The 19,633-nt window shown below is 72.4% G+C and carries 19 protein-coding genes; 11 read left to right on the forward strand and 8 right to left on the reverse strand.

Translation table 11 applies throughout. From position 1 onward, the window contains the following. Nucleotide 1: 1 nt before the first annotated feature. Together ACZ7OU_RS28075 and ACZ7OU_RS28080 are read left to right on the forward strand one after the other, a co-directional pair. Nucleotides 2-481, forward strand: coding sequence for a universal stress protein (locus ACZ7OU_RS28075; protein ID WP_470237085.1), 480 nt, complete (start codon nucleotides 2-4; stop codon nucleotides 479-481). A gap of 47 nt (nucleotides 482-528) precedes the next feature. After that, nucleotides 529-927 carry a hypothetical protein gene (locus ACZ7OU_RS28080; protein ID WP_470237084.1) on the forward strand — a complete coding sequence of 133 codons (399 nt, stop codon included), beginning with the start codon at nucleotides 529-531 and terminating at the stop codon, nucleotides 925-927. Here the strand turns inward: ACZ7OU_RS28080 and ACZ7OU_RS28085 are convergent. The 3 genes from ACZ7OU_RS28085 to ACZ7OU_RS28095 are packed head-to-tail and all read right to left on the reverse strand — an operon-like array spanning nucleotide 915 to nucleotide 3,104. Beyond that, a complete protein-coding gene (locus ACZ7OU_RS28085; protein ID WP_470237083.1) occupies nucleotides 915-1,703 on the reverse strand; it encodes an SDR family NAD(P)-dependent oxidoreductase in 789 nt (262 codons plus the stop codon). The two genes, ACZ7OU_RS28080 and ACZ7OU_RS28085, sit on opposite strands and share 13 nt — an antisense overlap. After that, nucleotides 1,700-2,557 carry a helix-turn-helix domain-containing protein gene (locus tag ACZ7OU_RS28090; protein ID WP_470257411.1) on the reverse strand — a complete coding sequence of 286 codons (858 nt, stop codon included), beginning with the start codon at nucleotides 2,555-2,557 and terminating at the stop codon, nucleotides 1,700-1,702. The genes ACZ7OU_RS28085 and ACZ7OU_RS28090 overlap by 4 nt, the downstream gene beginning before the upstream one ends. 43 nt (nucleotides 2,558-2,600) lie before the next feature. Next, the gene (locus tag ACZ7OU_RS28095; RefSeq protein ID WP_470257412.1) at nucleotides 2,601-3,104 is read right to left on the reverse strand and encodes a MarR family winged helix-turn-helix transcriptional regulator; all 504 of its coding nucleotides are present in this window, start codon (nucleotides 3,102-3,104) and stop codon (nucleotides 2,601-2,603) included. A 93-nt stretch (nucleotides 3,105-3,197) separates the two neighbouring features. On the opposite strand from ACZ7OU_RS28095, the gene ACZ7OU_RS28100 reads away from it, so the two are divergent. The 5 genes from ACZ7OU_RS28100 to ACZ7OU_RS28120 all read left to right on the forward strand — a co-directional run bounded on the left by ACZ7OU_RS28100 (nucleotide 3,198) and on the right by ACZ7OU_RS28120 (nucleotide 8,784). Further along, a complete protein-coding gene (locus tag ACZ7OU_RS28100; RefSeq protein ID WP_470257413.1) occupies nucleotides 3,198-4,079 on the forward strand; it encodes a helix-turn-helix domain-containing protein in 882 nt (293 codons plus the stop codon). A 62-nt stretch (nucleotides 4,080-4,141) separates the two neighbouring features. Continuing rightward, nucleotides 4,142-4,627, forward strand: coding sequence for a (2Fe-2S)-binding protein (locus ACZ7OU_RS28105; RefSeq protein WP_470257414.1), 486 nt, complete (start codon nucleotides 4,142-4,144; stop codon nucleotides 4,625-4,627). Further along, entirely contained in the window at nucleotides 4,627-5,625 is a 999-nt protein-coding gene (locus tag ACZ7OU_RS28110; protein WP_470257415.1) for an FAD binding domain-containing protein, read from the forward strand. Before ACZ7OU_RS28105 ends, ACZ7OU_RS28110 begins: the two co-directional genes overlap by 1 nt. Continuing rightward, nucleotides 5,622-7,793: a xanthine dehydrogenase family protein molybdopterin-binding subunit gene (locus tag ACZ7OU_RS28115; RefSeq protein ID WP_470257416.1), complete on the forward strand. Its 2,172-nt coding sequence runs from the start codon at nucleotides 5,622-5,624 to the stop codon at nucleotides 7,791-7,793. Before ACZ7OU_RS28110 ends, ACZ7OU_RS28115 begins: the two co-directional genes overlap by 4 nt. Then, the gene (locus ACZ7OU_RS28120; protein ID WP_470257417.1) at nucleotides 7,780-8,784 is read left to right on the forward strand and encodes a hypothetical protein; all 1,005 of its coding nucleotides are present in this window, start codon (nucleotides 7,780-7,782) and stop codon (nucleotides 8,782-8,784) included. The genes ACZ7OU_RS28115 and ACZ7OU_RS28120 overlap by 14 nt, the downstream gene beginning before the upstream one ends. A 95-nt stretch (nucleotides 8,785-8,879) precedes the next feature. Here ACZ7OU_RS28120 and ACZ7OU_RS28125 read toward each other — a convergent pair whose 3' ends face one another. After that, nucleotides 8,880-9,206: a hypothetical protein gene (locus ACZ7OU_RS28125; RefSeq protein ID WP_470237075.1), complete on the reverse strand. Its 327-nt coding sequence runs from the start codon at nucleotides 9,204-9,206 to the stop codon at nucleotides 8,880-8,882. 126 nt (nucleotides 9,207-9,332) lie between these two features. Here ACZ7OU_RS28125 and ACZ7OU_RS28130 point away from each other — a divergent pair, with 126 nt between their 5' ends. Next, nucleotides 9,333-9,812 (forward strand): pyridoxamine 5'-phosphate oxidase family protein, encoded by a 480-nt coding sequence (locus tag ACZ7OU_RS28130; RefSeq protein WP_470257418.1) that lies wholly within the window; start codon nucleotides 9,333-9,335, stop codon nucleotides 9,810-9,812. Here ACZ7OU_RS28130 and ACZ7OU_RS28135 read toward each other — a convergent pair. Then, the gene (locus ACZ7OU_RS28135; protein WP_470257419.1) at nucleotides 9,803-12,943 is read right to left on the reverse strand and encodes a family 43 glycosylhydrolase; all 3,141 of its coding nucleotides are present in this window, start codon (nucleotides 12,941-12,943) and stop codon (nucleotides 9,803-9,805) included. The genes ACZ7OU_RS28130 and ACZ7OU_RS28135 overlap by 10 nt on opposite strands. 124 nt (nucleotides 12,944-13,067) lie before the next feature. Further along, nucleotides 13,068-13,946, reverse strand: a complete 879-nt coding sequence (locus ACZ7OU_RS28140; protein ID WP_470257420.1) for a TIGR03620 family F420-dependent LLM class oxidoreductase — start codon at nucleotides 13,944-13,946, stop codon at nucleotides 13,068-13,070. A 127-nt stretch (nucleotides 13,947-14,073) separates the two neighbouring features. Between ACZ7OU_RS28140 and ACZ7OU_RS28145 the strand changes: the two genes are divergently transcribed. Further along, nucleotides 14,074-14,952 carry a LysR family transcriptional regulator gene (locus tag ACZ7OU_RS28145; protein ID WP_470237071.1) on the forward strand — a complete coding sequence of 293 codons (879 nt, stop codon included), beginning with the start codon at nucleotides 14,074-14,076 and terminating at the stop codon, nucleotides 14,950-14,952. A gap of 315 nt (nucleotides 14,953-15,267) precedes the next feature. Here ACZ7OU_RS28145 and ACZ7OU_RS28150 read toward each other — a convergent pair whose 3' ends face one another. Beyond that, nucleotides 15,268-15,876: a TetR/AcrR family transcriptional regulator gene (locus tag ACZ7OU_RS28150; protein ID WP_470257421.1), complete on the reverse strand. Its 609-nt coding sequence runs from the start codon at nucleotides 15,874-15,876 to the stop codon at nucleotides 15,268-15,270. A gap of 106 nt (nucleotides 15,877-15,982) precedes the next feature. Here ACZ7OU_RS28150 and ACZ7OU_RS28155 point away from each other — a divergent pair, with 106 nt between their 5' ends. Both ACZ7OU_RS28155 and ACZ7OU_RS28160 read left to right on the forward strand, forming a co-directional pair. Continuing rightward, nucleotides 15,983-17,545 carry a GMC oxidoreductase gene (locus ACZ7OU_RS28155; RefSeq protein WP_470257422.1) on the forward strand — a complete coding sequence of 521 codons (1,563 nt, stop codon included), beginning with the start codon at nucleotides 15,983-15,985 and terminating at the stop codon, nucleotides 17,543-17,545. Nucleotides 17,546-17,573: 28 nt separating this feature from the next. Continuing rightward, nucleotides 17,574-18,740 carry a lipase family protein gene (locus tag ACZ7OU_RS28160; protein ID WP_470257423.1) on the forward strand — a complete coding sequence of 389 codons (1,167 nt, stop codon included), beginning with the start codon at nucleotides 17,574-17,576 and terminating at the stop codon, nucleotides 18,738-18,740. Here the strand turns inward: ACZ7OU_RS28160 and ACZ7OU_RS28165 are convergent. Beyond that, nucleotides 18,692-19,624, reverse strand: coding sequence for a BUD32 family EKC/KEOPS complex subunit (locus ACZ7OU_RS28165; protein WP_470257424.1), 933 nt, complete (start codon nucleotides 19,622-19,624; stop codon nucleotides 18,692-18,694). The genes ACZ7OU_RS28160 and ACZ7OU_RS28165 overlap by 49 nt on opposite strands. Between the last annotated feature and the right edge of the window lie 9 nt (nucleotides 19,625-19,633).

A 19,633-nucleotide genomic window follows, 5' to 3' on the forward strand; every position in this document is an offset into this window, starting at 1 on the left:
GATGGGCGGGCCCGGAGCCTTCGAGTCCACTGTGGAGCGGTTCGGCCCGCGCCGCGAAGTCCCGGCGCGCGCCATCCTGGCCGGCATCGACGGCACGGACACGGCCATGCGGGCGGCGGCGTTCGCGTTCGGCATGGCACGCCGCCAGGGCAGCCGGCTCATCGTCGTCTTCGTGGCCTGCCCGGCACCGCTGGCCCCGCTCCGCCCGGCGGTGGCCACGGTGCTGGAACACGACACGGCGACGCATCTCTACGCCGAACTGCGTGACCAGATGCGTGACGCGGCCGAGGAACTCCGCGTGGCGGTGACGCTGGTCAAGACGTTCGGCGACCCGTACACGGCCTTGCGCGACACGGCCGACCGCTGCCAGGCCGACACCGTCGTGGTCGGCGCGTCCCAGAAGGCGGGCCACCGCTTCGCGGGTTCGGTCGCGACGAAACTCATCCGGGCGGGTCACTGGCCGGTGCTGGTGGTTCCCTAACCGTTCGAGTGACAGGGAAAAGCGCGCGGCGGCGCTAGCCTCGAACGATGAAACGATCTTGGGGAGTTCTGGTCGTCGCCCTGCTCACCCTGGTGTCGCTGTCGGTCCCGGCCGCCGCGTCGACCCGTTCGGACGTCTTCTGCCGCGGCAACGCGGTGGGCTTCCCCGGGAAGTGGGGCGCGGTGTCCAAACCGTGCAGCTTCACCAGCCCGCCGCAGTGGCGCGGGTACATCGAGGTCACGTGGTTCGTGGAGGCGGGCACGCAGCAGCGCGGCTGCGTGGACGGCCGGATGGGCAGCGTCCGCCAGCCCCGCCCGTGGGAGTCCCTCGGCTGCGGCAAGGGAGCCACGGGACGGGTGAGCTGGCCCGCGAACACGTTGTCGCTGCTGGAGATCCGGGTCAAGAGCGTCAACGTCGGGCTCGCGATGGTCACCTACGAGATCTGAGCGTCCCGGTAGCGGCCGGCGAGTTCCGTGCGCTGGCCCGCGAAAGCGGCGAGGTCGGCCCGGAACACGGCGTCGAGGAGGCCCGTGTCCTCGACACCGGGGGCGCAGACGACCTCGCCGAGCTCCAGGCCGCGCAGCGAGGCGGACACGACGTCGGCCGCACTCATCCGCGGGATCGCGCTCAGGTCCAGGCCTTGGCGCTCGTGGAACTCCGTCGCGACGACGCCGGGGCACACCACCTGGACCTGGACACCGGTGCCTTCGAGCTCGGCGCTCAGCGTCTGCGACAGCGTGACCAGGTGGGCCAGGGAGCCGGCGTAGACGGCGCGCCGCGGCATCTGCGAGTGGGGCGCCGGGCCGCTGAAGGCGATCATGCCCGCGACGTTGACGATGGCGCCCCGGCCGCGTTCCTGCATGCCCGCGACGGCGGCGCGCGCGAGCATCGTGGGGGCGAGCACCTTGACCTTGACCAGTTCGCGGGCCTTGTCGGCGGGCAGGTCGGCCAGCGGCATGTAGTGCGCGACACCGGCATTGTTGACGAGCAGGTCGAGCGGCTCGGTGGCGGCGATCTCCGCGACGGCGTCGATGCCGTCGTCAGTGGAGAGATCGGCGGCGACGGCACGGACCTTGACCTCGGGGTGGGCGGCGGCGAACTCGTCGAGGCGTTCCTGCCGCCGTCCGACGAGCACGAGGTCGTGACCATCGGCGGCCAGACGGTCGGCGAACGCCCGGCCGATCCCGGAGGTGGCGCCGGTGACGAGTGCGAGCTTGCTCATGCGTGGTGGTCCTGTTCGGTGGTCGTACGGGTGGTGGCGGCGGGCAGGCTCGCGGAGCCGAGGAGGGCCAGCTTGTCGGCGGCGTCGGTGCCGGGATCGGGGTGGTAGACGGCGAGCACGAGTCCCGGGGCCTCGCTGACGAGCAGCTTTTCCCGGTTCAGCACCAGTTCGCCGACGACGGGGTGGTCGAACCGCACGGTCGCACCCCGCCGGTTCGCGACGTCGTGGCGTGCCCACAGTTCGCGAAACCGGGGACTGGCCAGGGAAAGCTCGCCGACGAGCTCGATGAACCGCGGGTCATGGGTTTCGGTGCCGACGGACTGCCGGAAACCGGCGACGAGTCCTCGTGTGGCGAGCTCCCAGTCGGGGAAGAGCGCCTGTTCGGCGGGATCGAGGAAGACATCCCGCAGCCGGTTGGCGCCCACGACAAGTCGAGGCGAGACCGCCGCGGCGAGCGGGTTGGCGGCCAGCACGTCGAGGTACCGGCCTTCGACGAACGCGGGAAGTGAGAGCGCCGCGAGGAACTTGACGATGCTCGGCGGGACGGTCTCCTTCCGCCGCCGCGGGCGCCGGGGTTTCGCCTCGGCGAGGCTGATGAGGTAGGCCGTGGTGTCGTCGTCGAGCTGCAGTACGCGGGCCAGGGATTCGAGGACCGACCTGGACGGGTTGCGGTCGCGGCCTTGTTCGAGACGGAGGTAGTAGTCGGCACTGATGCCGGCCAGCATGGCGACTTCTTCCCGCCGCAGCCCGGGAACCCGCCGCACGCCGGCGACGGTGAGGCCGGCCTGCGCGGGGGTGAGCAGCTCCCGGCGGGCGCGGAGGTGGTCGCCCAGGAGGTTCGGCTCGGTGGTCATGCTTTCGACTGTAGGTCGGGTCGGGGGGTTGTGCCTGGTCCTGTCACTCCCAGGAGTGCGGGGGCTCTGTTTCCGGAGATGCGAGTTGTTCGGATACCCCGGAATCCCGCATCCGGCGGTTCGCTTCACCCAGCCCGTCGGCCAGCACCCGCAACTGCTCCGGAGTCAAGACATCCACCAGCAGCTCACGAACCAACCCGACATACCCCGGCCCTGCCGACGTGACCCGGGAGACGCCCTCCTCCGTCAGCACCGCGTAAACCGCCCGCACATCACCAGGGCAGGTCCGCCGCTGAACCAACCCGGCCCGCTCCAGCTGCCCGACCTGATAGGTCAACCCGCTCTTGGACCCACCGACCGCGCACGCCAGCGAAGCCATCCGCAGCTCCCGCTCCGGGGCCGACGCCAACCGGGTCAGGATCTCGTACTGCAGGTGCGACAACCCCGACTCGCGCTTGAGGTGGTGGTCCATGCGCTGGTGCAGCAGGGCGTACGTCGTGCGCAACGCGGTCCATGCTCGCTGCTGCTCCGCACTCAACCCGCCCATGTTTCCCACCATAGTTCAAATTCGAACCTCCATGGACCCGGGCTGTTAGTGTCGACACGTCGGTATTCGGCCGGAGCCCCACCGTGGAGTCGTGTGTCCGAGGCGTTGACCTTCGATCCCGGGGCCGCTGCCCGGGTGCGGCTGTGCAGCCGCCGGGACAACGGCTGGTCCGGTGTGCTCGTGCGGCTGCTGGACAACGCCGAGGAAGCCGAGCTCGACCTGCCGCCCGTCGGTGACCAGACGATCGTGCTGGTCACTCAGGGGACCACCACGATCGAGTCGTTGCACGGCTCGCGCTGGCGGCGGGCGGACTACCGGCCCGGCTCGATCGGGATGACCGCGCCCGGGCATGCGACGCGGATCCGCTGGTGCGGAACGGATCGGCTGCAAACGACGCATGTGCACCTTCCCGGGGCGCTGATCGACCGCACCGCCCTCGAGCTCTGGGGTCGGGACGCCACCCGGCTCGGGCGGCCGGACACGCTCGCCGTCGAGGACCCCGTTCTCGCCTCCGTCATGGAAGGGCTCAAAGCCGCCGCCCTCGCCGGGGCCGACGAGCTCTACGCCGAGTCGGCCGCCACCTTCCTCGCCGTCCACCTGCTGACCCGCCACGGCGAAGCGCCCACACCGCGTGAACTCGGACGCGACGAGCTGCGGACGCGGCGGGCGGTGCAGTTCATCCGGGAGAACCACCACCTTCCGCTGAGCCTGGGGGACATGGCCGCCGCGGCGGAGCTGAGCCCGTTTCACTTCCTGCGCGTCTTCAAGACGGCGACCGGCCAGACGCCGTACCGGTTCCTGACCCGCGTGCGGGTCGAACGGGCCTGCCGGCACCTGGAACGCGGCGAGCTCTCCGTCACGGAAATCGCGCAGACGTGCGGATTCGCGACGCCGTCGCGGTTCGCTTCGGCGTTCCGGGCCCAAATCGGACTCTCGCCTTCCGGATACCGGGCCACCGTGCGGCACCAGCAATAAACGACCGCCCGGCAGCAACCACGGGAAAGCGCTCCCGCCCCGCGCGGGGCTAGCGTCGCCGGGTGTCCACTCCAGAAACCACCGTCGAAGCGACCGTGAACGGCGAGGCCGTCCGGCTCGAGCTCGACCCGCGGGAGTCGCTGCTCGACGTGCTGCGGGAACGGCTCGGCCTGACCGGCACCAAGAAGGGCTGCGACCAGGGCCACTGCGGCGCCTGCACCGTGCACCTCGACGGGCGGCGCGTGGTCTCCTGCCTGACCCCCGCCGTGCAGGCCGCCGGGCAGAACGTCACCACGATCGAAGGCGTCGCCGGCCCCGGCGGCGCGCTGCACCCCCTCCAGCAGGCCTTCGTCGACCACGACGCGCTGCAGTGCGGCTACTGCACGCCCGGCCAGATCATGTCCGGCCTCGCCTGCATCGCCGAAGGCCACACGGCCGACGACGACCAGATCCGCGAGTACCTGAGCGGCAACCTCTGCCGCTGCGGGGCCTACGTCGGCATCGTCGCCGCGGTCCGGCAAGCCGCCGAAGCAACCAAGGAGGGCTGATGCGTCCCTTCGCCTACGTCGCGCCCGGCAGCGTCGCCGACGCCGTCGACGCCCTCCGCGACGCCGCGCCCGGCACCAAGGTGCTCGCCGGCGGCACGACGCTCTACGACCTCATGAAGCTCGGCATCGAGACCCCGCCCGTCGTCGTCGACGTGCATCGGCTGCCCGAGCTGACCACCATCGAGACCCGCGCGGACGAGCTGGTCTTCGGTGCCGGGGCCCGGATGGCCGACGTCGCCGACCACCCGGTAGTCCGCGACGAGTACCCGGCCCTGTCCGAATCGCTCTGGCGGGCCGCGTCCCAGCAGCTGCGGAACATGGCCAGCGTCGGCGGGAACCTGTTGCAGCGCACCCGGTGCGGCTACTTCCGCGGCGGCCCGGAGTTCCCGTGCAACAAGCGCGAGCCCGGCTCCGGCTGCGCCGCGCTCGAGGGCCACGACCGCACCCACGCGCTGCTCGGCGCGAGCGACGCGTGCATCGCGACCTACCCCGGTGACTGGGCCATCGCGCTGCTCGCCTTCGACGCGGTCGTCGACGTCGTCGGCCCCCGCGGCGAGCGCACGGTTCCCCTGGCGGAACTACACGTCGAGCCGGGCGACGACCCGACGTGCGAGCACACCCTCGACCCCGACGAGCTGATCCTGCGGATCCGCGTCCCGGCGACGCCCGCCGGGCGCGGCTCCACCTACCTGAAGATCCGCGACCGCGAGTCCTACGCCTTCGCGCTCGCCTCGGCCGCGGTCGCGCTGACCGTCGAAGACGGCGTGATCGGGGACTGCCGGATCGCGCTCGGCGGCGTCGCCACCCGCCCGTGGCGCGCCGGAGACGCCGAACGGACCCTGCGGGGAGCGCCGCTGACGCCCGAGGCCGCCCGCCACGCCGGGGAGGTCGCGTTCGCCGGCGCGCGGCCCGGCACCTCCAACGGATTCCGGGTCGAGCTGGGCATCCGCACCGTCGCCGACGCGGTGCGCATCGCCGCGGAAAGGGCCTCCCGATGACCGACACACGCCGGGTGGACGCCCACGAAAAGGTCACCGGCCAGGCCGCCTACGGGACCGACCGCGTTCCCGACGGCGTCGTCTACGCGACGCTCGCGGTGGCCCGGATCGGCCGCGGCCGGGTGTCCCGTGTGGACACCGCCGCGGCGGAAGCCGTGCCGGGCGTCCTGCTCACCGTCACCCGCTTCGACGCCGACGAGCTGCGCGGCGCCGGGTTCATCATGGGCGGCGGGTTCTCCTTCCAGAGCCTGCAGCCGCTGCTGGACGACCACATCGCCTACCGCGGCCAGCCGATCGCCCTGGTCGTCGCGGAGACCCTGGTCGCCGTGACCGAGGCGGCCGAGCTCGTCACCGCCGAGTACGACACCGAGCCGTTCGCCGTCCACCTCGGCGCCGAGGGCGCGACCACCCTCGTCCAGGAAGAAGCGATCCCGCTGCCGTTCCTGGCCGACATCAAGGTCGGCGACGCCGACGCGGCCGTCGACGCGAGCCCGGTCCGGATCGACAGCACCTACGAGTACGCGGCGCAGCACGCCGTGCCGATGGAGCTGAACGGCGCCGTCGTCGAGTGGCGGGGCGGCACGCTCGTCGTGCACGAGGGCACCCAGAACGCGGCCGCCCTCCGGCACGGGCTCGCCCAGCAGCTCGGCATCGACCCCGCGGACATCGAGGTGCGCTCGCCGTACGTCGGCGGCGGCTTCGGCCAGAAGAACTCGCTGCAGCCGCACCTCGGCCCGCTGGCCCTGGTGGCGCGACGCCTCGGGCGGCCGGTCAAGCTCGTGCTGGCGCGCACCCAGACGTTCCACAACGGGAGCTTCCGCCCGGCCACCCGCCACCGCGTCCGCCTCGGCGCGGACGCGTCCGGCAAGATCCTCGCCGCCGTCCACGAGGTCGACCAGCAGACGTCCCGGCACGACCTGTTCCCGGCGATGCACACCGAGGTGACGTCGCGGCTCTACGGCTTCCCGGCGTTCCGCGGCCGGCACCGCCTGGTCCAGACCGACGTGCAGACGCCGGGGTACATGCGGGCGCCGTTCGAGAGCTCCGCGATGTTCGCCTTCGAGTCGGCCGTCGACGAGCTGGCGTACGCCACCGGGCAGGACCCGGTCGCGCTGCGGCTGGCCAACGACACGATGACCGACCCGGTGACCGGACGGCCGTTTTCCACCCGGTTCCTCGCGGAGTGCCTCCGCCGCGGCGCCGAAGAGTTCGGCTGGGCGGACCGGAACCCGGAGCCCGGCTCGATGCGGGCCGACGACGGTTCGCTGGTCGGCTGGGGCGTCGCCGCGGGCACCTACCCGGGCAGCATCGTGCCCGCGGTCGCGCACCTGACCGCCGGGGCCGACGGCCGCGTCACGGTCGGCGTCGACGGCCACGAAATGGGCCAGGGCATCCGGTCGGCGATCGCGCTGCTCGTGGCCCGCGATCTCGGCATCCCGCCGCACGACGTCGAAGTGCGGGTCGGCGACACCCGGTTCGCGGCGCAGCACCTCACCGCGGGTTCGTGGGGGACGGCGAGCGCGTTGCCGGCTGTCCACTCCGGACTGCGGGAGCTGCGCAAGCACCTGAACGCCGCCGACACGGGCGAGGTCGACGTCGCGGCTGCGGTCGAGCGCGCCGGACACCCGGTCGAGGTCGAGGCGAGCGCGCTCGGCCCCGGCCAGCCGCCCGAAGCGCTCGACCAGGCGAAGGCCGGGCACCTGGCCATCTCCGGACCGGTGTTCCCCGAGTTCAGCACGTTCAGCTGGGTCGCCCACTTCGTCGAGGTCCGCGTCGAGCCGACGACGTGCCGGATCCGCGTGCCGCGCGTGGTCAGCGTGGTCGACTGCGGCCGGGTGGCCAGCCCGGTGACCGCGGCGAGCCAGGTGCGCGGCGCCGTGGTGTGGGGCATCGGCGGGGCGCTGCGCGAGGAGAGCCTGGCCGACGACCGGTTCGGCGGCTTCCTCAACTCGACGCTCGAGGAGTACCCGATCATGGTCAACGCCGACGTCCACCGCATCGACGTCGCGTTCGTGGACGAGCCGGACCTGCTGTTCAACCCGGTCGGGGTGAAGGGGCTCGGCGAGGTCGCGATGGTCGGGGTCGCGGCGGCCGTGGCGAACGCCGTCCACCACGCGACCGGGAAGCGCCACCACCGGCTGCCGATCCGCCTCGATGACGTCCTCTAGCCAGCTGGTGGACGATCGCCCGGCGGTCTGCAAGCCGGACGCGCTCACGCCCGAGGCCTTGGCCGATGCCCGGCGGAACCAGCCGCGCCGGGCGCTCATCGGGCTGGCGTTCGTCCTGCCGGTGGCCGCGCTGCTCGCGGTCGGCGCGGGCGGCCCGGCTCGCTCGCTGGAGGTGCTCGGGCCACCGGTGACGTTCGCGCTGCCGATCGTCGCGATGATCGCGTTCTGGTGGGAGGACTGGCCGGGCAGCCTGCTGAGCGGCGGCTGGTCCGGCCTGTCCGACACGGCGCTCGTCGTGGCCGGGGGAGCGGCGCTGACGCTGCTCGGGCTGGCCGTCACCAGGACGGCGGCGGTGCCGCTGGCCGCCGGCATCTTCACGCTGATGCTGCAGCTGACCCTGGTCGGGGAAGGGTGGCCGCTGCGCGGGCGCGGCTCACGCTGGCCGGGTGTCGCGGCCCTGGCGGTGTGCTGGGTCGCGGGACTGGCCGCGTACCTGGGTCTCGTCCGCACCGGCCTGGTGCCGGGCGAGGACTACGGTGCCTTCTTCGCCGTGCTCGGCGCCTGGCAGATGGTCTGGTACGTGGCGCTGCGCGGCTGGCCGTTCGCCCGCATCAGGCGGCGCGCGGTCCGCCTGGCGACGGCACACGCGGTGGTCGTCGCCTGCGCCGGGATCACGTACGCGGTGGCGCCGCCGGATCGGCTCGCGCCGGTCTCGGGTGCGGCCATCGCGTCGGTGCTCGTGGTCGCGATGCTGTTCGAGGCGTGGCCCGCGATCCGGCTGACCCCGCTGCCAGGCCGCAGTCTGGTGTTGGTGCTGGTGGTGCTGCTGACCGCGGCGCTGGCGGCCGGACTACCGCTGGTCGCGCGCCGGGCCGGGGTACCGGAACCGATGGTCGCGGGGTGGACCACCCACACGACGTTGAACGCGCTCAGCCTCGCGGTGATCCTGCACGTGGCGGTCTGGCGGCGGTGGCCCGCTTCAGCGTCGTGACCCCACGGTGGCCAGCTGCTCGGTGATCTCCGCGAGCAGCTGGGAAGCCGCGTCGCCGAGCGCCTCCAGGTCGGCCAGGGTCGTCTCTTCGGTCTTCACGGTCGGTCCTCGAAGGCTTCGTGCCGGGCGATGAGGGCTTCGGCGAAGGCGGTGTGGACGCGGAGGTACTCGTCGAGGCCCACCGCGGTCTCCGCCCACGCGTGCCACCGGACGTGCGCCTCGGCGATGTCGATGTCGGCGGCGGCGGCCACCGTCGCGGCGCCGGTGCCGGCGAGGATCGCGTGGTGCATAAGGGACGGCGACGAGGTCCGGGCGAGCTCCGCCAGCGCGGCGAGCCGGGTCAGCTCGGCGAGCGCGTCCGGCACGACCGGTCGGCGGCGCGGAACGGGGACGGGGTGGGCGTTCTCGAGAACGCTGGTCATCAAACGACTCCTGCATCGAAGAAGCTGAAGATCCTGGACGGCGGTCGGTTACCCCGCCTCACCCTTGGTAAACGCGCGCGCTCGTGATCTCCATCTCGCCGATCGGGTGGCAGGATTGTGAGCCTGATGACAGACGACGCCCTCGCGGCCCACGCCGCCGCCCTGATCTCGGCGAACGCCTACCTCACCCTCGGCACGACCGACGAGGACGGCGCTCCCTGGACGTCCCCGGTGTACTTCGCCCCGGCCGATGATCACACGTTCGTGTGGGTCTCGGAGACCGAGGCCCGGCACTCGCGCAACCTCGCCGAGCGCCCGCGGGTCAGCCTGGTCGTCTTCGACTCCACGGTCGCGCCGTACCACGGGCGAGCCGTCTACGCGGTGGGCGCGGCGCGGGAGCTGTCGGGGGAGGCGCTCGACCGCGCCTTGGTGAGCTATCCCCGCGGCGACGGTGCTTCCGGACTGACGCTCGAAGACGTGACCGGGGCGTCGCCGTATCGGATGTACTCGGTGGTCGCGACGGAGAGGTGGGTCCTGTGCCCGCGGGATCCCGGGCAGCCGTGCGACCTCCACGGCGAAGCCCGGGACCACCGGGTTCAGCTGTAGCGGACCTTCCCCCGGCATTGCGGGACCCGCTCCGGCCGCACGCTCTCCAGCGTCGGCGTGACCGGGACGATCGTGCCGTCGCGGCGGAAGGTCAGCTTGTCGATCGTCGTCTCGCGGTGGGTGCCGTCGCCGCCCGGGATGCCGAAGCGGTGGTAGGCCAGGTACCAGTCGTCCGTGCCCGGGACCTGCAGCATCGAGCTGTGGCCGGTGCCGAGGATGCCCAGGTGGGTGTCCTTGCCGAGGATCAGGCCGCGGTTGGTGAACGGCCCGGTCGGCGACGGCGCCGTCGCGTAGCCGACGCGGTAGTCCTCGCTGCGGGTGTCGTCGATCGACCAGCTCAGGTAGTACGTGCCTTTCCGCTCCGCCATGAACAGGCCTTCCCGGAAGCCGTCCAGCCCGGTCAGGCGGGTGATCTTCGCCGGGTCGAACGACACCATGTCCTCGTTCAGCGGCACCACGTACGCGTTGCCGTTGCCCCAGTACAGGTACGGCTGCCCGGAGGAGTCGACGAACACCGCCGGGTCGATCGCCTGCCCGCCGTCGGGGTTCGCCGCGATCAGCGGCTTGCCCGAGTCGACGAACGGGCCGGTCGGCGAGTCGCTCACCGCGACCCCGATCTTGGCCTCGGCGCAGAAGTAGAAGTAATATTTGCCGTTCCGCTGCGCGATCGTCGGCGCCCAGGCGTTCTTGTCCGCCCAGCTGACGTCCGGGCCGAGGTCGAGGATGACGCCGTCGTCCGTCCAGTTCACCAGGTCCTTCGACGACCATGCCGAGAACTTCGTGCCGCTCCAGCCGTCGAAGCCGTCCGTCGTCGGGTACAGGTAGTACGTGTCCCCGAACGCGACGATGTTCGGGTCGGCGTTGTAGCCCGGCAGCACCGGACTGCGCGTTTCGTGCGCCTCGACCGTCCACACGCGACGGTCACCGCCGGCACCGGTCACCGTGAACTGCCGCGGCCGGCTCAGGTCCACCGTCCGGGCGTCGGGCTTGATCGTGGCTCCCGGCGCCAGCCCGAACTTCGGTGCCAGCCGGCGCAGATCGGTCCCCGGCTGCACCGGCAGCACGACGGTCGACGCGCCGGAGTCGATGACGGCCGGTGTCCTGAGCGAGGCCAGCTCCACCGACCGGATCGTCGTGCTGTTCGACGGCAGGGTCGCGACCTGGAGCCCGGTGAGGGCCCGGTCGTAGAGCCGCACGTCCTTCATCTTGCCGCGGAAGTACTTGTCGCCCGCGTACATCGAGCGGCCGAGGTAGTTCGCCGCCGTGACGCCGCCGCCGAGGTCCGACGGCTTGATCGTCGCGTTCGCGTTGCGGCCCACCTCGACGCCGTCGAGGTACAGCACCGCCACGCCGTCGCCGACGGTCAGCGTCAGGTTCTTCCAGACCCCGCGCGGCAGCCCGCCGCTCGAAGCCACCTGCTGTTCGGTCGTCCAGTTGCCGGTCGCGATCGCGCCGCGCAGGCCGCCGCTCGCGGTGCCGCCGGTGGTGAACAGGTAGCCGTCGCCGGCCCCGTCCTTCGCCGTGTTGCCGAAGCCCCACAGGAAGTACGGCGTCTGCTGCGCCGGGTCGACCAGGACGTCGGCGGACACGGTGGCCGCGGCGGCGCCGGTCAGCAGGTTGTTCGGCAGCTGGACGTGCCCGTTCGTGCCGCCGAAGGCCAGCGAGCCGTCGGCCCAGGAAACGTCCCCGGCGAGGGCGCCGTCGTAACCGTGGCCGGTGGTGTCGGCCGCGACCTGTCCCGACTTCGCGTCGAGCGGCCAGTGCGCGACGAGGCCGTTCGCGTCGGCCCGCACCGGCGCCGGGGGAGCGCTCAGCCGGCTCATCTCCGCCTGCGTGACCGGCAGGACGGTGCCGTGCCGCGGGGACGCGGGCAGGTGCGCGCCCGCCGACATCGTCCACTTGCCGGAGTTCAGGTCGGTGGACTCGAACGGGACGTAGCCCCGGCCGCCGAACTCGTCGATGAACACGTACCACTTGTTCTCGGTGTTGGACTTGAACCCGGTCGGTCCTTCGCCGGCGGAGAGCCCGGGGCTGGTGGCCGTCGCCTTGCCGATGCAGTCGGCGACGAAGCCGTAGTGCGGGGCGAGCAGGTCGGTGGACTTCTCCTCGGTGATGAACTTGCTGCACGGCGTCGACGACGTGTTGTTGCGTTCGTCCTTGGTGAAGCGGTAGTAGGTGTCCTGGTCCTTGATGACCGTCGAGTCGATCACCGAGTAGCCCGGGTCGTTCCACACCTGCGGCGCGCTGAAGGTGACGAAGTCGCGCGTGGTCGCGTACATCATCCGGTTGTAGCTGTCACCGGTGTGGTTCGGATCGTTCTCCGCGTACAGCTTCGAGGCCCAGTACACGACGTAGGTCCCGCGCCGGGCGTCCCAGGAGGCTTCCGGCGCCCACGTGTTGCCCGCGGTCGGCGGCGACACCTCGACGCTGCGCTGGCGCGACCAGTGCGCCAGGTCGGTCGACTCCCAGACCATGATCGACCGGCTGCCGGAGCGCTGGGCGGCGTCCCAGCCGCGGCCGGCGTAGATCCGCAGGTCGGTGGCGAGCAGGTAGAACTTGTCGCCGTCGGGCGAGCGCAGGATGAACGGGTCGCGCACGCCCAGTTCGCCGAGGCTCGACTTGAGCACCGGCCGCCCGTTGTTCAGCTCGGTCCAGTTCAGCGGGTCGTTGCCCTTGCTCAGCGCCGAGTAGATCTGCTCGCCGTCGGAGGTGCCTTCGCCGGTGAAGTAGAAGAAGCTGTAGCCCGCCAAGGGTTCCTGGGCCGGCTTCGGGACGACGGTGGCGGTGAACCGTCGCGTGGTGCTCTCGCGGCCGAGGCTGACCTTCGCGGTCAGGACGACTTTCGCGGGCTGGGCGCCGGTCGGCGGCCGGGTTACCTCGCCGGTCGGAGTGATGACGGCGGGCGCGGACGACGTCCAGGCGACGCTCGTGCCGCCCGCGCCGCTCGTCGGCAGGGTCAGGTTGCCGCGGACGTCGTCGATGCCGGGCACCGACAGCGTGCTCGCGGCATCTCGTACGGACGACGGGGTACTGGCCGGGGGAGCGGCACCGGCACCGGCGGTGCCGAGGGGGACGAGTGCGGCCACGACGGCCAGCACGACGCCGAAACGGCGCGGGGAGAACAACTTCATCGTTGTCGATCCTTCGGGGCGCGTCGGGGACCAAGGTGATGTTAGCGTTAACATCAAGCGGGGCACGCTGACTGTAAAGTCCGCGTGCCCGCCGGTCAAGACTCCGGCCGGCGGCCGGCGCCGGTCAGCCGAGGCCGTCGAACGCCGGTGCGAGCCGTTCCAGTACGGCGACGTCGGCGGTGAAGTCGTCCGTCGTCGGGGGCATGAGCAGGACGTGGTCCGCGCCCGCGGCGAGGTGTTCGCGCACCTTGGCCGCGATGGCGTCGTGCCCGCCGTGGGCCACGACGGCGTCGGCGATCCCGGCCACGTCGTCCAGCGCGAAACCCAAGCGGCGTAAGGCTTTCGAGAACGGCGGGAGGTTCAGCGTACCCGAGATCTTCTCGATCGCCGCCGCCTTCGCGCGATCGGCGTCGGCGTCGGGGACCACCGCCAGGCCGACGACGAGCAGCTTGTCCGGGCCGAGCACCGAGCGGGCCTCGGCGGTGAACGCCGGGGGAAGGTTGGCCGGCAGCGCGCCGTCCGCGATCTCCCCCGCGAGGGCGAGCATCTTCGGGCCGTTCGCGCCGAGGAGCCGCGGGTACTTCGCCCCGAGCGCCGGCGGCCAGGTCTCCGCGTCCATCCGCCCGACGTAGTCGCGCATCGTGGCCAGCGGACTGCCGAAGTCCCGGCCGGTGGCCTCGGCCTGCTGCGGGTAGCCGACGCCCACGCCGAGCACCAGCCGGTCGGGGTACGCGTCGGCCAGGAACGCCGCGCCGGCGTGCAGGGTCTGCGGTTCGCGGGCCCAGATGTTCGCGATGCCGGTGCCGAACGTCAGGTGTTCCGTCGCGGCCAGCAGCACGGCCAACTGGACGAGGGCGTCCTTGCCGCCGACGACCTCGTTGGTCCAGGCGGTCCGGTACCCGGCGTGCTCCAGCCGTCGCACGGCCTCGCGCTGGCTCTCGGCGGGCGGCGTGCGGGTGAACGAAATCGGCAGGTAGACGCCGACGGGCCCCAAGGTCGTCATGGAACTCCTTCTCAGACGGTGTGGTCCTTCCACCGTGGCGCCGCCGGGGGCGCGGGGTCCAATGACTGTTTCGCGCAGCGTGACGCGGTTTGTGCATCACAGCAGTTCAGAGCGTTAGACTGACGGCGTGTCCGACCTCGATCTGCACCTGGTGCGCGGCTTCGTCGTCGTCGCGGAGCACCGCCACTTCGGCCGCGCCGCCGCCGAGCTGCACCTCACGCAGTCGTCGCTGAGCCGCCAGATCGTGCGGCTGGAACAGCAGGTCGGCGCGCGCCTGCTCGATCGCACCCCGCAGGGCACGCGGCTCACCGAAGCCGGCGAGGCGTTCCTCCCGCTCGCCGCGGACCTGCTGCGGGCCGCGGCGCACGCGGTGGCCCACGCGCGGGCGGTCGCCCGGCCCAGCCGGATCACCGTCGGCTACACCGGGAACCTGATCGTCACGCCGGCCGTGCGCGACCTGCGCCGGCGCCACCCCGACGCCGAGGTGCGCACCCAGCACCTCGCCTGGGACGACGCCCGCGCGGCGCTGCTGGAGCACCGCGTCGACGTGGCGGTCGTCCGGCTGCCGTTGCGCGCGGCGGGGCTGCACGTGACGGTCCTCTACGACGAGCCCCGCGTGCTCCTGCTGCCGAGCGACCATCGCCTGGCGGGCAAGGAGTCCGTCACGCTCGACGACATCGCCGACGAGCCGTTGCCGCGTGCCCTCGACCCGGAGTGGGACGCGTTCTGGCGCGTTGACCCGCGTCCGGACGGCCGCCCGGCCCCCGGTGGCCCGCTCATCGACGCGATCGAGGACAAGATCGAGCTCGTGGCGAGCGGGCAGGCGGTGGCGATCATCCCGGCGGCGCCGGGGAACACCACCGGCTTCCGCCCGGACCTGACGATCGTGCCGCTGACCGGCGTCGAGCCGAGCCAGGTGGCGGTGGCGACGCGCGCGGGCGAGCGCAACCGGCTCGTGGCGGCGTTCCGCAAGGGCGCGGAGGCGTTGCTCGTGCGGCCGGAATGACGAATGCCGCGGAGCCATGAGGTGGCCCCGCGGCATCCTTTGTGGACGGTCGGGTCAGCGGGGCGCGGCGGACGTCCCGGCCGGCGTTCGCGAGGCCTGCCGCGCCCGCTTCCGCTCGATGGCTTCCTGTTCGCGCTGCAGTTTGGCGTGCCAAGCTCCTGAGTCGTTGGTCATGGCGTTCTCCGGTGAACGGGCGAGGTGCGGACGGTGCCGTGGCCGCGAGCGGGCACGGGCGGAGGGTGCGGTGCGGCGCGGGAGGACCTGGGATCCGGGGTGCCGGTACCGTGTCGCAGAAGTACCCAGGCTTTCCGGCGGTCAATCGGACTTCTGTCGTCCGACCTGCGGATCTTCGCGCCGGGGAAGCGTATTCACACGTTCGGAGCAAGCGAGGCCGTCGAGGAACACCCGCACCATGCGCTCCGCCGGTTCCCGTGGTGCCAGTCCCGACCGCAGCGCCGCCTCGTGCATTTCGAACAGCAGCGCCAGATCCGCCGGCTCCAGGTCCGCGCGCACGCTGCCTTCCCGTTGTGCCCGCTCGAAAGCCGGGCGCAGCAGCGAAACCAGGGCGTGGGCGTACTGGCGCTGGCTGCGCTCCGGCAGCTCGCGGAACAGCCGGACGAGCGGGCGCCGCCGGGCCTGCATGGCAAGCACCGCCCGCAGCAGCTCGCGAAAGGACTCCCGGCTCCGCACCTGAAGCTTCAACGCCGCCAGGTGGTGGGCCGCGACGGCGAGCGCCAGCGCGGTGCGGTCGGGGAAGTGCCGGTAGACCGTCGCCCGGCCGAGGCCGGCGCGGCGGGCCACCTCGTCCAGCGCCACGTCGGCGTCTTCGCTGAAGGCTTCGTCGGCCGCGCGCAGGATCGCCTCGCGGTTGCGGCGGGCGTCGACGCGCCGGGGCCCGGCCGCGGACGGTCGCACAGCGCGCATGGCCGAGGACATTACTCGCGAGTAGTGAGACCGGCAATCCGTTCCATCTCTCGGTTCGGGTTCGTACTGTCACCGAAAGTCACCAACGCCGTCGAAGGAGCTCTCCATGCCCTCCCTGAACCGCCGAACCGTCCTGCGGGGCGCGGCCGCCGTCGCCGGTGCCGCCGCGCTCGGTGCGGGCCGGGTCCCGAGCACGCGGGAGGAGCACCGGGTCGTGATCATCGGCTCCGGGTTCGGCGGCGGGGTCACGGCGCTGCGGCTCGCCCAGGCCGGCGTCCCGGTGCTGGTGCTCGAACGCGGCCGCCGCTGGCCGACCGGGCCCGACGCCGAAACGTTCCCGCACCCGACGTCGGCGCCCGACAAGCGAATCTTCTGGCTCGGCTCCGCGCCGGCCCTGCCCGGCCTGCCGTCGCTGCCGCCGTTCGAGCGCTACACCGGGCTGCTCGAACAGGTCACCGGCGAGGGCATGAGCATGATGTGCGCGGCGGGCGTCGGCGGCGGTTCGCTGGTCTACCAGGGCATGACGCTGCAGCCGACGGCCGAGCTGTTCCACGCCTGCTTCCCCGAGCAGCTCGACTACGCGCGGCTGGACGCCGAGTACTACCCGCGCGTCGCCGCCATGCTCGGCATCGCCACCGCGCCGGACGCCATCGTCGAAAGCAAGACCTACAAGGCGTCCCGGGTCTTCGCCCGCAACGCGCGGAACGCGGGCTACGCCGTCGAGAAGATCCCGATGCCGATCGACTGGGACTTCGCCCGGCGCGAGCTGGCCGGCGAGATGAAACCGTCCTACACCAACGGAGACTGCGCGCTCGGGGTGAACAACGGCGGCAAGCACTCGGTCGACGTCACCTACCTCGCCGCCGCCGAGGCCACCGGCCGCTGCGCCGTCGCGACCCTGCACCACGTCACCGACGTCGCGCTCGCGCCCGACGGCCGCTGGGAGATCCGCGTCGACCGCATCGACACGTCCGGGACCGTGCAGGAGAAGAAGGTCCTCACGGCGAAGGCGCTCGTCATGGCCGCCGGCACGGCGAACACGACGCGGCTGCTGATGCGCGCGGGCGCGAAGGGCGACATCCCCGACCTGCCCGACGCCCTCGGCGCCGGCTGGGGCAGCAACGGCGACCGCATCTACACCTGGACGAACCTCGCCGACGACTTCGGTGCGCCGCAGGGCGGCCCGGTCGTCTACGGCAGCAAGGAGTGGGACGACCCGGCGACGGCCAACACCGTCATCCAGGCGTCGCTGCCGCCGCTGCCGGACCTGCGGACCACGATGCTGGTCGGGTACGGCATCAGCGCGGGCCGCGGCCGGTTCGTCTACGACGCCGCGAAGGACGACGCCGTCCTGCACTGGCCCTCGAACGCCGACGCGAAACTCAGCGCTCGCATCCACGAACGCATCTCCCGCATCGCCGGCCCGCTCGGCGTGCTGCTCGACACGACCGCCGTCGCGCCCAGCACCTGGCACCCGCTCGGCGGCGCCGCGATGGGCGCGGTCTGCGACCTCGAGGGCCGCGTGCTCGGCCACCGCGGCCTCTACGTCCTCGACGGCGCCCTGATGCCCGGGACGACCGCCGCCTGCAACCCGTCGATGACCATCGCCGCCGTCGCCGAGCGGGCGCTGGACCACCTGATCGCCGAAGACGTCGACCGCGTCTTCTGACCGAAGCCGGACTCAACGAGGAGTTCTCATGCGTCGCTTGTGGACGGTCCTGCTGGCCGTTCTCCTGGTGTCCACCATGGCCGGCCCGGCGAACGCCGCGGAACCACCCCGCGGCCCGGACGGCGACGCCTTCTACACGCCGCCGAGCCCGCTGCCGCCGGGCGCCGACGGTGACGTCGTCTGGTGGCGGCCACTGCCGGACTCCGCCGGCACGCAGGGGTATCTGGTGCTGTACCGGTCGAGGTCCGCGACGGACACGCCGATCGCGGTGTCGGGCCGCGTCCTGGTGCCGTCGAAACCGTGGACCGGCGCGGGTCCGCGCCCGATCGTGTCGGTGGCCAGCGGCACCCGCGGCATCGGCGACCGCTGCGCGCCGTCGAAGTTCCAGCCCGACTACGAGAAGCCGCTGTTCGTCGACGCGATGCTGAGCCGCGGCTGGGCGGTGGCGATCACCGACTACGAAGGTCTCGGGACCCCCGGCCTGCACACCTACATCGTCGGCCGGTCCGAGGGCCACACGGTGATCGACGCGGCCCGCGCGGCGACCCGGCTCCCGGCCGCGGGCCTGGCCGCCGGGGGACCGGTCGCGTTCTCCGGCTACTCGCAAGGCGGCGGGGGAGCGGCGTGGGCGGGCGAGCTGGCGCCGTCGTACGCGCCGGAGCTGAAGGTCGCCGGCATCACGGCCGGCGGGACGCCCGCGGACCTGAACGTCGTGGCCCAGGGCCTCGAGGGCAGCGTCGGCTTCGGGTTCCTCCTGCTGTCGGCGCTGGGCCTGGACGCGGCGTACCCCGAGCTGGACCTGCCCGCGTACCTCAACGAGCGCGGGCGCACGCTGTACGCGACGCAGCAGGACGCGTGCGTCGACGCCGTGTTCGGCTACGCCTTCGGGCACATCGCCGACTACACGACCTCGAACCCGCTGACGACGCCGAAGTGGCAGGCCCGGCTGGCCGAGAACGAGCTGGGCACCCGCCCGCCGGAGGCGCCGGTCTTCCTGTTCCACGGCAGCCTCGACGAGATCATCCCGCTGTCCCAGGCCCGGACACTGCGCCGCGAGTACTGCGCGGCCGGGGTGGACGTCACGTGGGGTACGTACCTCGGCGAGCACGTGACGACGCTGGCGGTGTCCGCCGGCGACGTCGTGAACTACCTGCGCGACCGGTTCGCGGGCAAGCCGGCGCGCTCCAACTGCTGAGCGATTTCGTCCTTGGGGTACGGCGTCCGCCGGTCTGCGGTGTGGAGCGCGAAGTAGAAGTCGTTGACGACCTCGGCCAGCGGGGCATAGCCGCGCAGATCGGTGTCGTCGAGCTGGTGCCGGACGGCCCAGTTCAGCAGGCGGGTCAGCACGTAGGCCCGATCGTGCGCGGAGTGCTCGGCGAGGAACTCCGCTTCGGCCTCGGAAAGCGCGAACTCCGGCATCACCGTGAGCCCGAAGTCCGTCAGGTAGAGCCGTTCCCCGTCGGTGAGGATGTTCGCGAAGTGCGCGTCGAAGTGCTGAACACCCTTCCCGGCCAGGAACTCGGTGATGCCGCGCAGGTCGCGGTGGGCCAGGGCCAGGCCGTCCGGGTTGCCGTCGAGCCACTGCGCGAGGTCCTGGGGCAGGTACTCGAGGAACAGCACGAGGTCGGTGGTGGCGCCGGCGAGCGCTTCGAGCCGTCGCCGCACCCCCGCGTCGCCGTGCCAGAACGCGACGTCCCGCTCGATGTCCGTGCCGGGGCGCGCAACCCCGGGCAGGACGCGCCAGTGGTGCAGGAGCGGGAAGTTTTCGCACTGCCCGGTGCGCACCCAGCCGGTCGTCGCGAGGTGCGCTTCCAGCTCACGCCAGGCCCCGCCGCCCGCGGACCCGACCCCGTAGTGCGACCACGGCGGCAGCCCGTAGAGGTCGGCCGTCGACCCTTCGTGCCGCACCTCCACGTCGGTGAGGGCGACCCGCTTCACGAAGACGGGCTCGCCCGCCACGGTCAGCAGCCACGTCGAGCCGCCGATCCCGGTGCCGAGCGGGCGCGCGCCGGCGAGGAGGCTGTCCGGCGCCGAGGCCAGCGCGGCCGCGATCTTGTCGTGGCGGGCGAGTCGGGTCATCCTTCGAAG

This window comes from Amycolatopsis sp. NPDC114505, assembly GCF_055633615.1.